General features: G+C 65.0%; 13 protein-coding genes. 3 read left to right on the plus strand and 10 right to left on the minus strand.

Translation table 11 applies throughout. From position 1 onward, the window contains the following. Positions 1-131: 131 nt before the first annotated feature. Positions 132-1,127, plus strand: a complete 996-nt coding sequence (locus J2X67_RS18050; protein ID WP_309954930.1) for an AraC family transcriptional regulator — start codon at positions 132-134, stop codon at positions 1,125-1,127. 21 nt (positions 1,128-1,148) lie between these two features. Here J2X67_RS18050 and J2X67_RS18055 read toward each other — a convergent pair whose 3' ends face one another. The 10 genes from J2X67_RS18055 to J2X67_RS18100 all read right to left on the minus strand — a co-directional run bounded on the left by J2X67_RS18055 (position 1,149) and on the right by J2X67_RS18100 (position 12,755). Further along, positions 1,149-3,518: a phosphoketolase family protein gene (locus J2X67_RS18055; RefSeq protein ID WP_309954932.1), complete on the minus strand. Its 2,370-nt coding sequence runs from the start codon at positions 3,516-3,518 to the stop codon at positions 1,149-1,151. Positions 3,519-3,551: 33 nt separating this feature from the next. Beyond that, positions 3,552-3,797 carry a BON domain-containing protein gene (locus J2X67_RS18060; RefSeq protein ID WP_309954934.1) on the minus strand — a complete coding sequence of 82 codons (246 nt, stop codon included), beginning with the start codon at positions 3,795-3,797 and terminating at the stop codon, positions 3,552-3,554. A 182-nt stretch (positions 3,798-3,979) separates the two neighbouring features. After that, positions 3,980-5,422 (minus strand): DUF5666 domain-containing protein, encoded by a 1,443-nt coding sequence (locus J2X67_RS18065; RefSeq protein WP_309954936.1) that lies wholly within the window; start codon positions 5,420-5,422, stop codon positions 3,980-3,982. Next, the gene (locus J2X67_RS18070; protein ID WP_309954938.1) at positions 5,419-6,261 is read right to left on the minus strand and encodes a DUF6502 family protein; all 843 of its coding nucleotides are present in this window, start codon (positions 6,259-6,261) and stop codon (positions 5,419-5,421) included. Before J2X67_RS18070 ends, J2X67_RS18065 begins: the two co-directional genes overlap by 4 nt. A 116-nt stretch (positions 6,262-6,377) precedes the next feature. Further along, the gene (locus J2X67_RS18075; RefSeq protein WP_309954940.1) at positions 6,378-6,899 is read right to left on the minus strand and encodes a GspH/FimT family protein; all 522 of its coding nucleotides are present in this window, start codon (positions 6,897-6,899) and stop codon (positions 6,378-6,380) included. 3 nt (positions 6,900-6,902) lie between these two features. Beyond that, complete coding sequence (locus J2X67_RS18080; RefSeq protein ID WP_309954942.1) at positions 6,903-9,977, minus strand: PilC/PilY family type IV pilus protein; 3,075 nt, start codon at positions 9,975-9,977, stop codon at positions 6,903-6,905. A gap of 54 nt (positions 9,978-10,031) precedes the next feature. Continuing rightward, the gene (locus J2X67_RS18085; RefSeq protein ID WP_309954944.1) at positions 10,032-10,592 is read right to left on the minus strand and encodes a hypothetical protein; all 561 of its coding nucleotides are present in this window, start codon (positions 10,590-10,592) and stop codon (positions 10,032-10,034) included. Next, complete coding sequence (locus J2X67_RS18090) at positions 10,589-11,752, minus strand: PilW family protein (protein WP_309954946.1); 1,164 nt, start codon at positions 11,750-11,752, stop codon at positions 10,589-10,591. Before J2X67_RS18090 ends, J2X67_RS18085 begins: the two co-directional genes overlap by 4 nt. Then, entirely contained in the window at positions 11,749-12,357 is a 609-nt protein-coding gene (locus tag J2X67_RS18095) for a prepilin-type N-terminal cleavage/methylation domain-containing protein (protein ID WP_309954948.1), read from the minus strand. Before J2X67_RS18095 ends, J2X67_RS18090 begins: the two co-directional genes overlap by 4 nt. Then, the gene (locus J2X67_RS18100; protein ID WP_309954950.1) at positions 12,351-12,755 is read right to left on the minus strand and encodes a type IV pilin protein; all 405 of its coding nucleotides are present in this window, start codon (positions 12,753-12,755) and stop codon (positions 12,351-12,353) included. The genes J2X67_RS18095 and J2X67_RS18100 overlap by 7 nt, the downstream gene beginning before the upstream one ends. Positions 12,756-13,039: 284 nt before the next feature. On the opposite strand from J2X67_RS18100, the gene J2X67_RS18105 reads away from it, so the two are divergent. Then, entirely contained in the window at positions 13,040-13,300 is a 261-nt protein-coding gene (locus J2X67_RS18105) for a hypothetical protein (RefSeq protein ID WP_309954952.1), read from the plus strand. 25 nt (positions 13,301-13,325) lie between these two features. Then, positions 13,326-13,571: a hypothetical protein gene (locus tag J2X67_RS18110; protein ID WP_309954954.1), complete on the plus strand. Its 246-nt coding sequence runs from the start codon at positions 13,326-13,328 to the stop codon at positions 13,569-13,571. The last annotated feature ends 125 nt before the right edge of the window (positions 13,572-13,696 follow it).

Raw genomic sequence — 13,696 nt, forward strand, 5'->3', positions numbered from 1 at the left:
CAAAGTATTTGCCTAATTCTCCAGACCTCGGTTCAGGCCCGTGCACATTTGCAGGCGTGGCGCTAAGCTGTAACCACCCGATCCTCCACGGTGCGTGGCACCGTGAAATCAACCGCGACAAAGCCCTGAACATGTCCGACGAAACACCCGAAACCATTGCCGCCATTGCCCAGCCAATGCCCCTGGAGCCCGAGCTCGACGAGGCCCGCAAGGAACTGGTGGCGCTGATCAACCGCATCACGGGCGGGCGCGACGGCACCGTGGAAACGCCGGTCGCCGGCCTGCAGGTGTTCTGCATCAGCAAGCCCGACGGTCCCAAGCACGCCTTTGCAACCCCGGCGCTCGGGCTCATAGCGCAGGGCTCCAAGCGAATCATCGTGGGCGACGACATCTATGTGTACGACCCCATGCACTACCTGGTGACCTCGGTCGACCTGCCGGTGTGCGGCCAGGTGCGCCTGACGAGCGACAACGAACCTTACCTGGGCGTGCGGCTGGAGCTGGCCATCGACGATATTGGCGAGCTCATCGGCGACGAGAAGCTGCCCGCCAAGGCCAACGCGCCCGCATCGCGCGGCATGTATGTCAACCGCATTGCCATGCCGGTGCTGGAGCCGGTGCTTCGGCTGCTGCGCCTGGCCGAAACGCCGGAGGACGTGCCGATCATGGCGCCGCTCATCAAGCGCGAGATCATGTACCGCCTGCTGGTGAACGGGGAGGGCGCGCGCCTGCGGCAGATTGCGCTGCAGGACAGCCACACCCAGCGCATTGCCAAGGCCATCAGCGCGCTGCGCATCAACTATGCGCAGTCGCTGCGCATCGAGGACATGGCGCGCGCCGTGCACATGAGCGTGTCGTCGTTCCACCATCATTTCAAGGCCGTGACGGCGATGAGCCCGCTGCAATACCAGAAGCAGCTGCGCCTGCAGGAGGCGCGCCGCCAGATGCTGATGGCCGGCGCCGACGTGGCGAGCGCCGCGCACAGCGTGGGCTACGAAAGCCCGTCGCAATTTGCCCGCGAATATGGGCGCATGTTCGGCGCGCCGCCGCTGCGCGACAAGCGTCGCTGGCTCAGCGACGCGGAGAACGATGCGCAGCTGGGCGGCGCGGCCATGGCCGCTGCCTGACCCATTTGCGCTGGCGGCGGCTCAGCGCGACCAGCGCCAGTTTTCGATCTCGGGCATGTCCTTGCCGTGCCGCGTAACGTAGGCGCGGTGCTCCAGCAGCTTGTCGCGCAGGTGCTGCTGCACATGCCCCGCGCTGTCCTGGAACCGCCCGACCCTTGCAATGGCGTCGGCGGCCAGGTGAAACCGGTCCAGCCGGTTGAGCACAGTCATGTCGAACGGCGTGGTGGTGGTGCCTTCTTCAAGGTAGCCGTGCACATGGAAGTTGTCGTGGTTCTTGCGCTTGTACGTCAGCCGGTGAATCAGCGACGGATAGCCATGGAACGCGAACACCACCGGGCATCTGGTGGTGAAGATCGAGTCGAATTCCGCATCGGGCAACCCGTGCGGGTGGGCATCAGGCGACTGCAGCGCCATCAGGTCGACCACGTTCACCACGCGCACCTTCATGTCCGGGAGCAACTCGCGCAGCAGGTCGACCGCCGCCATCGTCTCGAGCGTAGGCACGTCGCCGGCGCAGGCCATGACCACGTCGGGCGTGGCGCCTTCGTCATTGCTCGCCCAGGTCCACACACCCAGGCCTACCGTGCAATGGCGCACTGCGGAGTCGATGTCCAGCCACTGCGGACCGGGCTGCTTGCCGGCCACGATCACGTTCACGTAGTTGCGGCTTCGCAGGCAATGGTCGACCACCGAGAGCAGGGTGTTGGCATCGGGCGGCAGGTACACGCGCACCACTTCCGCCTTCTTGTTGACCACGTGGTCCAGGAAGCCAGGGTCCTGGTGGCTGAAGCCGTTGTGGTCCTGCCGCCAGACGTGGCTGGTGAGCAGGTAGTTGAGCGAGGCGATCGGCCGCCGCCAGCCAATGCCGCGTGTCACCTTGAGCCACTTGGCATGCTGGTTGAACATCGAATCGACGATGTGGATGAACGCCTCGTAGCACGAGAAGAAGCCATGGCGCCCGGTGAGCAGGTAGCCTTCGAGCCAGCCCTGGCAGAGATGCTCGCTGAGCACTTCCATCACGCGGCCATCGGGCGACACGTGATCGTCGCCCGGCAGGATCTCCGCAGTCGAGGTGCGTCCGGTCACGTCGAACAGGTCGCCGAGCCGGTTCGACGCGGTTTCGTCAGGCCCCATGACGCGAAAGTTGCGTGAGCCCGCGTTCTGGCGCATGACCTCGCGCAAGAACCTGCCCGCCACGCGCGTGGCCTCCGCGTCTGCCGCGCCGGGGGATTCCACCGCAACGGCATGCTCGCGAAACGGCGGCAGCGCCAGGTCCTTGAGCAGCAGGCCGCCATTGGCATGTGGGCTGGCGCTCATGCGTTTTGCCCCCTTGGGCGCGAGAGCGGCAATGTCGGCGCGCAAAGCGCCGCTAGCATCGAACAACTCTTCGGGCCGGTAGCTGCGCATCCAGTTTTCGAGCAGGCCCACGTGGTCCGGCTTGGCCGAAAAGCCGGTGAGCGGCACCTGGTGCGAACGGAAGGTGCCCTCGACCGGCACGCCATCCACCTGGTGCGGCCCGGTCCAGCCTTTGGGCGAGCGCAGCACGATCATCGGCCAGCGCGGCCGTTCGGTGAATCCGTTCTTCCGCGCGCGCGCCTGGATGGCGTGGATGTCGTCAAGCGCCTTGTCGAGCGCCGCAGCCATCAGGCGGTGCATCTGCGCCGGGTTGTCGCCGGAGACGAAGTGCGGTTCGTGCCCATAACCTCTCATCAGTTGCGCCAGTTCTTCGTCGCCGATGCGCGCGAGCACGGTGGGGCCGGCAATCTTGTAGCCGTTCAGATGCAGGATGGGCAGCACGGCGCCATCGGTTGCGGGGTTCAGGAACTTGTTCGAATGCCAGCTTGCCGCCAGCGCGCCGGTTTCGGCCTCGCCATCGCCGACCACGCAGCACGCGAGCAGGCCGGGGTTGTCGAACACCGCTCCGTAGGCATGCAGCAGCGAGTAGCCCAGCTCTCCGCCTTCATGGATGGAACCCGGGGTTTCAGGCGCCACGTGGCTCGGAATACCGCCCGGAAACGAGAACTGCGTGAAGAGCCGCTTCAGCCCTTCGGCGTCCTGGCCGACATGGGGGTACACCTCGCTGTAGGTGCCTTCGAGGTAGGTGTTGGCCACCACGCCCGGGCCGCCGTGTCCAGGGCCGGCAATAAAGATGGCATCGAGCTCGCGCGCATTGATGACGCGGTTCATGTGCGCATAGATGAAGTTGAGGCCCGGCGTGGTGCCCCAGTGGCCGAGCAGGCGCGGCTTGATGTGGGCAAGCTCCAGCTTTTCGCGGAGCAGCGGGTTGTCCATCAGGTAGATCTGGCCCACGGACAGGTAGTTGGCGGCGCGCCACCACGCATCGAGCAGCGTGAAGTCTTGCTCGGCATCGGGCGAAGAGGTGAGGGGCATGGGCAGCTTTCTTCAGATTGGCCAGGCCAAGTGTCAAAGCTTCGGGCGTGCCGCGGCTTGATGCTCATCAATGATCATCAACTGGTTGACGACGGTGCCAATGCCTTCGGCGCGGCGCACCGCACGCTCCACGGCGGCCTTCAGGCCTTCGCTGGCAAGCGTGCCCTGCAAGGTGACCACGCCCGCCTCCACGCACACGTCGACATCGCATCCGACCACCGCGGGGTCCCAGTTCAGCTGGGCAAAGACTTCGTGCCTGAGTTCAAGATCGGGGTTCATTCCAAACCTTTCGAAAAAGAGAGTGTTCGAACAGGGGCCGTTCTTCTTTTTCGTGGCGCTCAGGGTGCAGGATGCCGCGATAGAGCCGGGGGTGCAAATGCAACCCCTGGCTTTTCTCGGGCGATTGTTGGGCAAGCGCCGGCCGCAGGGCCGGCGGTGCTACGCGGCGGCGTGGCGACGCGTCAGGGCGCGAAGGTGACGCGGTCCGCTATGAGCACGCCATCGCGAACGGCGCTGCCGACCACGGTCACCTTGCGGTTCGAAGGCAGATTGGCGAGATTGGCGGCCGTACCGTTTTCGAACGCAGCCCCGCTGGCGTCCACGCGTTGATCTTTCACCCGGAAGTCGGAAACCGACTGATAGTGGGTGACAGGGCCGATCACGGTAAAGGCGACCGGGCCGCCAGTGCCTGGCACGTTGCGAACGCGCAGCTTTTTGGCCACCAGCACGCCACTGGCCATGAAGCCGTCGACTTCCACCTTGACGCCATTACCGATGGAAGCCGCCTGGCCCGGCGGAATCTGCGCTTGTGAAGCGTTGATCGCGGTACCTAGCACCCTGAAGTCGCTGGTGCCGCTGTAATTGGTAATGACGCCAGCAAGTTGCACTGCAGCGGTGTTCTGCGTCGGTATGGCGTACCAGCCCTGAACCTTGGTTGCGCTGAAAGCGCCCCCAACAGGAGCCGCGCTGCCGCGTACCCGGACAATGGTGCCCTCGGTGAAGGTCGATGCATCGATGCCACCCGAGAACGCGGCGCCGCCGTACTTCACCTCGAGTTGGCCGAGCGTGAAGCTCTGCCTGAGCCGATCGAGGTTCTGCACGAAACCGGTAACCAGCGGTTCAACCGATGCAGGATTCACCTCGACGCGGGTGGCGCGCAAGGTGCCCGGCGACGTTGGCAGGCCCCACACCTGCACCACGCCGTTGGGAACAACATCAGGCAGGTTGTTCGCGCCGCTCCAAACGGTGGCGTTGTCCGTGGTGACAGTGGTGCCCATCACCACAAAGCTGCCGCCTGCGACGTTGATGGCCGACACCGCGCCACGCAGTTCAGCCGCCGAAACCACCTGCTGCGCAGTGGCGACGGTGAACTGGTTGTCGATCTTGCCGGCAATGCGCACGCTCATGCCGATCTGCAGCTCGTTGGTGTCTTCGAGGTTGAAGTTGGCGGGATCGATCCCGTCCGCTGCCTCGGGGTAGGTCTTGTAGCGCACGCCATTCAAGATGATGCTGCCCAGGCCGCCAACGGAGCCCACGCCCGTCGCGTCGGCGGTGCTCACGCCAGTGCCGCCCGAGCCCACGCCCGAACCGTCGTCGGTGCCGTTGCCCGCCGTGGTCGTGCCGTCGGTGCCGCCGCCCGTACCGCCGGTTCCGCCCGCGCTCCCGGTGCCCGAACCGTCGGAGCCGCCCGCGGTGCCTGTGCCGCCGCTATCGCCGACTCCGGTGCCCGTGCCAGTACCCGTGCCTGCACCAGTCGATGTGCCCGCGCCACCTGAAGCCGAGCCGCCGCCAATACCCGCAACGCCTGCCGAAGTTCCGCCACCGCCGCCACCGCCGCACGAGAGCAGCAGGGCTATTGCTCCGGCAAAGAGGATGCCGCGCATCCATCGGTAGTGGTTCTTCATGGTGTTTTCTCTTCCCGCCTGGGGGCGACGACCGGCGCAACCGGCGGGGCGTCGTCTTCATAATAAGTGTAGATGCCGACCCGGATGCGCCCTTTGGCGCCGTTCGGGGCTCGGTCTACGGCGCGCGTCATCTCGCCCGCCAGTTCGTGGTGCAGGGCGGACCAGCGTTCGCGCACCAGTTGATGGATGTTCTCGCAGTCTTCCAGCGCCAGGCCGCGCGCGTACACCGCGCGTTCCAGCATGCGGGGCTGCTCGCCAAGCGTGTTGGACACCGCGGCCAGCAGGTGGTCGCGCCCGTTGTCGCCCAAAAACGCCAGCATTGCCTGCAGGTCGTCCACCGGCACGAAACCGTCGACCTTCAGTTCGGCGCAGCCATCCTGCTCGGCCGCCATGTTCAGGCGCACCAGTTCGTCCAGGATGGTGCGGTGGTGCACGTTTCCGCGGCTGCCAAGCCTTGCCACCGCTTCGAAGGACGGCATGTCCTCGCCATCGGCGGTGATCGGAAGCCGATGGTAGGCCTGGTTTTCGGACACCATCTGCAGCCACAGCGTGAAAGTCTTGGCGGCTGCCGACACTTCAGTATGAGGCAGGGCATCCGCGGGGGCGCGAACCTTGGAGGTCACGGCCTTGCGGTTAAGCCCGGTCGTAACCGACAACTGGCTGATATTGGGCTTTGCCACACCCTGCTTGCGCCATGAAAGGGTGGCTTCCTCCAGCAGCAGGTCGCGCAGCAGCACCTCCAGGTGCGGATGCTTCACCCCCATGGCCAGGGCGAGTCGCACCACCGGCCGCAGGATGCGGCCGCAGGCGGCAAGTGCCCAGTCCAGTTGATGTTCCATGAAATGAGGCGTTTCTACTGATGAAATCGGCAGTGGCAATGTAAACGAACAGGTACCAGCGGCGAGTTAGTGCACTATTGTGCGCATCGCCGAGGATCGCACAAAAAAGACCTCATTCATGCACCACAGGTACCCACAGTGGTCCGGGCGATCGATGAGCGCCCCGTGGCGCTTATTTTCACCACCCGCTCCTGGTTGCCCACCGGGGTGGCGCGGCAAATAGTGATGTTGGCCGCGGTGCCGCCGACGCCGGTGGCGTCGAAGGTAAGGGCGCTCAGCCCACCGCTGTCGCGCATCTGGTAGCCGCTGGCGGCGGCCGGCTGCTTCTGGATGACCTGGCCGCTGTTGCTGACGACGATCCAGCCGGCTTCCCACTGGCCATTGGTTGCGCAGCCGGTGCCATTGGCAGAGGCGCAGAGCGTGACACGCGCATTGCGCTTGATGGCTTCGCTGCGCGCCAGCTGGCTGCCGGCCACAAGATCGGTCGAGTACGAGGTGAGCCGGCTCGAAAGCCGGATGTTGTCGAAGGAGGGAACCGCCACCGACACCAGCACCACCAGCACCACAATGGTGACCATCAGCTCCACAAGCGTGAAGCCGCGTGCGCGCATGCCGGCGGTTGTCTGCAACTTGCTCACCTTTTACTTCTGGATGAACCAGTAGACGCGGCCCTTGGGCTGCGTAAAGGCGGTCTTCACCGCGGCGCCCTTCGGGCTCAGGAAAGAGTCTGGGTTGGCGCCGATCACCACGTCGCGGAAACTGCCGTTCACCATGACGCGGCCCACCACGGGCGAGGGCGCAAGGCCGCCGCCGACCACGTTCTGGAACCGCGCACCCTGCGCTCCGGCATTGAGATAGGCCAGGTTGTAGACATTGGCCGTTCCCAGGTCGGCGCGGCAAGACTGGCGCACGGCCGGGTCGGTGGGCGTGTGGGTGTTGAAGGTGGTGTTGCCATAGGCCGTAACCGACGAGGTCACCACCTGTTCGCCCGGCGCGAGCACAAGATACCAACCCTTCTTGGCCGCAAGGGCCGTCGGGGTGGGCGCATCGGTGCCGGTAATTGCCAGCAGCGAGCCATGGCACAGCAGCGAGTTGCCGTCGCAGTTGGTCGATTCGCTGGTAAGCCACGTGTCGTCGGCCGGCTTGTCCACCATCATGTAGAAGCGGTTCGAAACGCTGAGCGCGGCGGTGTACGAGCGCAGCGGCTTTTCGCGGTCGCCCGAGCCCAGCAGCAGAACGTTCATGCCGTTGTCCTCGACCACGTCGGGGCCGAACATGAACTTGCGGTTGGGCGTGCAAGTGGCTGTGGTGGTGGCGCAGCCGAGCGAGGCGATCTTGGTCATCTCCCAGCTGCCGGGTGCGGCCGAGCCGATCTTGATGCGGTAGACATTGCCGCCCAAGTCGGCCGCATAGGCAATCTTGGCCAGGCCTGCGCTGTCGTTCACAACGGTCACTTCGCCGGTAACCCCGCGGTCGGTGTTGAAAGTCTTCAGCACGTTGCCGGTGCTGCCGTCGAGCACGTAGATCCTGTTGCCCTTGGCGGCCGAGCCGCAGGCCTGGGCCGCAGCGTTGGTGTCGACGTCTTCGCACTTGTCGTATCCGCCGCCGAACATCACCATGGGCGAGTTGCCCGAGCCGTAGCCAGCCGACTTGACGATCTTCGGCGCCGACCAGGTCTGGCCGATGCCGCTCATGTCGTTGGCGCCCGTGTCGCAGCCTACGTCGTTGTCCTGGTTGGGGCAGCCCCTGCGCCATTTGAGAATGGGCGAAGCGGGGTTCGACACATCGAAGGCATAGACCAGGCGCCCGCCGCGGCGCATGCTTGCATACAGCCAGGCTTCGTTGCCCTGGCGGTAGGCCGCCATGGCGCCGTCCATGCCGTAGGGCTTGGGAGCGGTTGCGCCCACGCTCACGGGCAAGCCCGGAAAATTGATCCGCGTGGTGTTGTCGTACAGGCGCTTGATGCTGCCGTAGAACTCGGGCGGCACAAAGGACCACATCTCGCTGCCGGGCGCCGCGGAGCCAATGGCGGTGGTCTGGTTGCCGTTGACGGCGCGCAGCATGCCGTCGTTGGCGCCGTAGAACACCACCACCTGCGGCTGGTCGTCGCTGCCGTAGTTGATGGCCACGGGGCGCGAGTGCACCACGTCGCCGTGTACCGAGGGCCGCATGGCCGCGGAGGTCAGTGGTGTTCCGTCGGCGGCACGCCGCTCGTCGCCCTTGTTGTCCAGGCCGCGCAGCCATTCGATGAGTGCGCTGCGCTCGGTCTCGGTTGGCACGCCGAGCGCCTCTTTGGTGATGCCTGCCGTGTTGGCGGTGGCAAAGCTCGTGAGGATCGAGCAGTCGCTTGCCGCGCAGGTCTTTACGTTGCGGTCGGCCGGGAGCACTTGCCGCAGCATGTAGCCTTGCGCGCCTTTTTCCACCACGTTGCCGTCGGGACTTTCGGCGGCCTCCTTGCCAAGGCAGTCACCGGCGGGCCGGAAGCTCCAGTAGGCGTCGGTGGTGCTTGGCGCAGGCGTCCAGAAACTTCGCGCACAGGGCGCGATGAAGCCCGTCTGGTTGTTGATGGCGTTGGTGCCTGCCGCGTCTTGCAGGATGAGTTGGTTGTTGGTGTCCAGGCCGAGCTTGTATTGCTTGAGGTTGCCGTTCCAGCGCGGAAAGGCGGAATCGTCGGGCCGGAACATGCCCACGAACACCTGGTTCAGGTAGGTGCCCTGCGTGTTCACGCTCACGGGCAGGCTCACCGACGAGAACACGCTGTTGACCGACTGGATCTTGCTGAAGATGTCGTCCAGCGCGCTTGAGAGCGCCTTGCCCAGGTCGGGCGTGGCGCTGAGGTCGTAGTACTCGCCCTTGCTCTGGGCGGCCATGCTCTTGAGCAGCGCGCTCCAGCCCGGACCCTGGCCGCCGGTGGCCTGTGCGGCCTCCACGGTGTAGACCTTCACGCCCATGCTGGTCTGCAGGAACTTGGCCCATTCGTCGGCCACGTTGTCCTGCGAGCCGCTGGGGCTCAGCGGAATCATGGTGGTGCTGCCTCCGGCCGTACGCAGCGCGTTGGTAGAGGTGGTGGTGTCGCTGGTGTTGTCCTGCGCGGCGCCGTTGCTGATGTAGATGACGTAGGTGCCGATGCAGTTGGCGGTGTTCGGCCCGGTGTAGGTGCTGCTGTTGACCGCCGCCAGCGGGTTGCCGGGCAGTGCATAGATTGCCTTGGAAGCCGCGGTACCGAAGACATTGCCGGTGTAGTCGGCCTTGGCCTTGTTGTTGCCGCCCATGGGCGCGCCGCTGGAGAGATAGCGATACACCTCCGCCATCATCTTGCCGGCCTTGCCGCCGTTGGACTTGTCGTCGTTCTTGCCCAGGCTGCGGATGAGCGCGCCGTACTTGAGCTTGTTGGCATCGTCCATCATGCGCACGCCGGCGCGAAGGTAGGCGCCGTCGATGTTCGAGTTGCCGCCGCCCGTCTCGCTGAACATCATCAGGCCGACCTTGAACTTGCCCGCGGGCAGGCTCTCGAACGCGCTGGCCAGCGCATTGATCTCGGCAGTGAACGGCTGGTTCCAGTTGGCCGTGTTGTCCAGCACGAACAGCACATTGGGCGCGTCGGTCACGGTCTGGTTGTAGCCGACGAACAGATCGATGTCCTCCGCCTGTGCCGCGGAAAGGCCGAACACCATCAGCGCGGCGGCCCAGAGCGGCCGGAAGAAGTTCTTTTTCATGATGTCGATCCGTTCATCGTCGTGATCATTTGCAGTAGAGGTGCGGGGGTCTGGCTACGAGCACAGGGCTTCGAACTGCTCTTTGCTCAGGAGCGCCCGAACGCCCTGGCGTACTGCCGTGACAGTGCCGCTTGCGGCGTCCGTCACGCTGGTGCTGATGTCCCACACCGAGTTGTATTGGTCGGGCAGGGCGTTGAGCCCCGAGCCGCTGGTCGAAGAGCTGCCGCCGATGCCGCCCGGGCCCGCAGTGCCGCCGGCCGCCGTATCGGTCGACTTGGTTGCTCGCACGCACGTGGGCGGCGCGATGTCCACGGTGTAGTCGACAGTGCCGTCGTTGTTGATGTCCACCCGGCTCTGGGTGCCCAGGGGCCTGGCCAGCGACGGCGAGCCGTCCACCCCGGGCAGCAGCAGGGAGGAGGCCACTTCCTCGATGGCGCGGTTGGCCGCGGCGACCGCCTCGTTGCGGTTCTGCATGTTGCCGACCGACTTGAGGTTGGTGTTGCTGAGCGTGAACCCGGCCGTGACCGCAAGCGTGATCAGCACCAGCATGATCAGCCCGACGATCAGCGCCGCGCCGCGTTGCCGGCCGTTGGGCAATGTGGATGGCGTCTTCACGGCGTTTCCCTGCGTCCGGTCACGTTGGTCATGCGGATCGCCGTGGTGAACGCATGGCGCTTGTAGTGGTCGTTGAAGGGGCCGAGCGTTGCACTGCCGAGGTTGTAGGTGCGCGTGTCCGTATGGCCCGGCGAAACCTCGGTGCTGCGTGCCACCACATAGAGCTTTACCGCGACCACGTTGATCAGCTGGTCGGCAGTGCATGGCAATGCCGTGCTGCAATGAACGAAGTTGCCGTCGGGGCTTCCGTCGCCGCGGTTGGTGGGGGCGGACCTGACCGCCGCATTTGCCCACGAGATGGCCTGGGTGTAGTTCACGGCCGCGCCGGTCTTGCTCAGCGTGTCCAGCCCCAGCTCCACGCGAAAGCCCTCTACACCCTCGATCAGAGGCACCGGCGGCTGCTGCGCCAGCCCTGTGGCCGAAAGGTCGAAGCGCGAACGCGCCAGCGTCGGAATGCCGTCGCCCACCGTGTCCGCATAGTCGCGCACGTAGTAGATGTCTGAAATGAACTTGCGCTTGGGTGAAGGCGTCGTGCAGTTCTTGCTCATCATGGTGGCAAAACCCGCGGTAGTGAGGTCGAAATCCGATGGCTTCTGCGTGCCGCAGAACGACGACTGGAAGTAAAGCTTGCCCAGCGCGTCGGCTTCGCAGTTCGGCATGCCCGCAATGCAGGTTTCGGCATGGCGCACCACCAGCACGTCGGTGTTGGCTTTCTTGTTGGTGAGCAGGCCGGCGCAGCTGGCAGGCACGGCGTCGTAGGCCTGCACAGGCGTGTCGAGAAGGCTGCGCTTGTAGTCGTCCGTCCAGGTTGCCGCCGTGTAGGGCAGGCATGGGTCGGGCGCGTTGCCGGTAGGCACCTTGGCGGGCACGCCCGAAACCGTGAGGTCGTCGAACTCGGGCATGTAGTTTTCCCAGAAGCCCGCGTGCGAGATTTCGTTTTCCAGCACAAACACGCTGAGCCGGCCGCTTTCGATCTGGCGGTTGACCTTGACCATTTCGCGCTGCGTGTTGTTCACATTGAGGAACAGCGCAATCAGCGCGGCCAGCACGATCAGCATGATCGTGGCCGACACCATCAGTTCGATCAGCGTCAGGCCGCGCTGGCGCAATTGCGCACGGGCAGGGCGACGCGCCCCGTGCGCAAAATGTGCGCGCGTCATGAAAGCGTCCCGATGCGCACCAGCGTCGTCACGACGCGCCGGCACCGGTCGGCCGTGCACTGGGGGTTTGGCGCCGTCGCGGTAGGGACCACGTCGTACTGGTCCTTGCCGCAGGCCACGCCTTCGGGCGGCGCGGCAATGGGCACCAGGCCTTGCCATGCCACGGTGACCAGGTATTCGTTGTTGCCCAGGTCTTCCACGCAACCGCGCCCGCCGATCATGGCGCCGAGCTTGGTGGTGCCCGAAGTTTCGGCCGCGCCTTGCAGCGCGTTGCACCATTCCATGGCGTCCACCTGCTGGCGAGAGCCCGTGCCGGTAGGGCAGTTGGTGCCGGCGCCGAGCGGCGAACTGGTGACGTAGGTGGAGGCCAGGCGGCGGTTGATTGCAATGCGGTTCGCCATGTCGCTGAGCAGGATCAGCGCCTGGGAGCGCTGGTAAGACTCCATCTCCGACGACTGGAGGCGCGCCTGCAAGCCCACCAGGCCAAACAGCCCGAAGGCGAGGATCAGCAGGGTGACCAGCACTTCGAGCAGCGTGGCGCCGCGTTGCGCGCGAGCGCGCCCGGCGGCGGGGCGGCCAGGGCGGTTCAGGCTGGGCTTCACCATTTGTCGGCAGGCGTTTTCGCGCCTTCGTTGTTGAGGGTGAGATTGCCGTCGGAAGCCTGCGCTCCGCTGGGGGTAAAGGTCAGCACAAAGCCGGGAACCCCCGTCGAAGACAAGGTGATCGTGTAGTCGTAATTGGCGGCGACATCGGCCGGCAGCGAGTAGCCGCTGGCCGCCAGCGTCGTCTTGTCCGCGTAGTTGCGGTTTGCCAGCAGGAACTGCTGTTCGCGGTTGGCAATTTCCATCATTTGCGACTGCGCGGCGGAGCGCTTGGCGCGGATCACGTAGCGCTGGTAGCTGGGCAGCGCAATGGAAGCCAGGATCGCGACGATCACCACCGTGATCATTACCTCGATCAATGTGAAGCCATTGCGCCGACGCGAAAACGAGAGCTTTTTCATTCAGCGGGCCGGGTAATGATGTGTCAGATTGTATTTAAATGTGAATTTATCACATTCGAATGAGAAATAGTGCACTCAAGTGCAGCTCTATTTCCGGCGTGCCGGCCAAGGTGTTGTGCACCGGCACACACGGACCGTCAACACATTCGACAACTTCGAACACGTTCAGAGGCGAGGATGCTTCCGACTGATGGACGCTGGCGTCGTCCTACGCCCGTGCCCCGGGCTGCTCCCAGAATCGATTCATTGCCACTTTTGCTCTTGGAGCAACAGGAGTCGACGACATGAATACAGAACCCGGAAATCTCGGTTCGGGCGACGGATCCCGGCCCACTACCAGTGGCGGCACGGACAACATCGGCGCTGGAGAAAAGTTCACCCGCAGTTCCTCGGCCACAGGGGAGCAAGACTCGGCACCGGCCCCTGCCGAACGCATGGCGAGCAAGCGCAAGAACGTGGAGGCATCGCGCCACGACGGTTCCGCGGCCTACGGGTTGCGGGAAGACCTAAGCTCCGAAACCAACAAAGAGCCGCGCAAGCCCTAGCGGCGTGCACGGCCGAGGAGTTCCCATGACTTCAGAAAAAGCCTTTCCCTTTCCCACGTCCAAGAACCACGGCAAGCCGGCCGTCGAGCCGGCCAAGCCGGTCGAGCAGGCGCCCAGCGAAGAAGCCCTCGACAGCGGCGTCGAAGAGTCCTTTCCCGCCAGCGACCCGGTGTCGGTGACCGTCACCAAGGTCAAGCTGCCGAAGGCGCAGCAGGACAAGGACAAGGAAAAAGCCGACGAGGCCGCGCCGGCCGGCGACAAGCGGAAGTAGCCGCTCCGGCTCACACACTCGGCAGAACCCGCAAACGACGGGCAAGGTTCTTGCACGCCGAAGCAGGCCGCCCGGGCAACCCCCATGGCAGGACCCGGCCCAGGGCGGTAGATTGCGCTCCTGCC

It is taken from the genome of Variovorax sp. 3319, assembly GCF_031456585.1.
Classification (GTDB): Bacteria; Pseudomonadota; Gammaproteobacteria; order Burkholderiales; family Burkholderiaceae_C; genus Variovorax; species Variovorax paradoxus_P.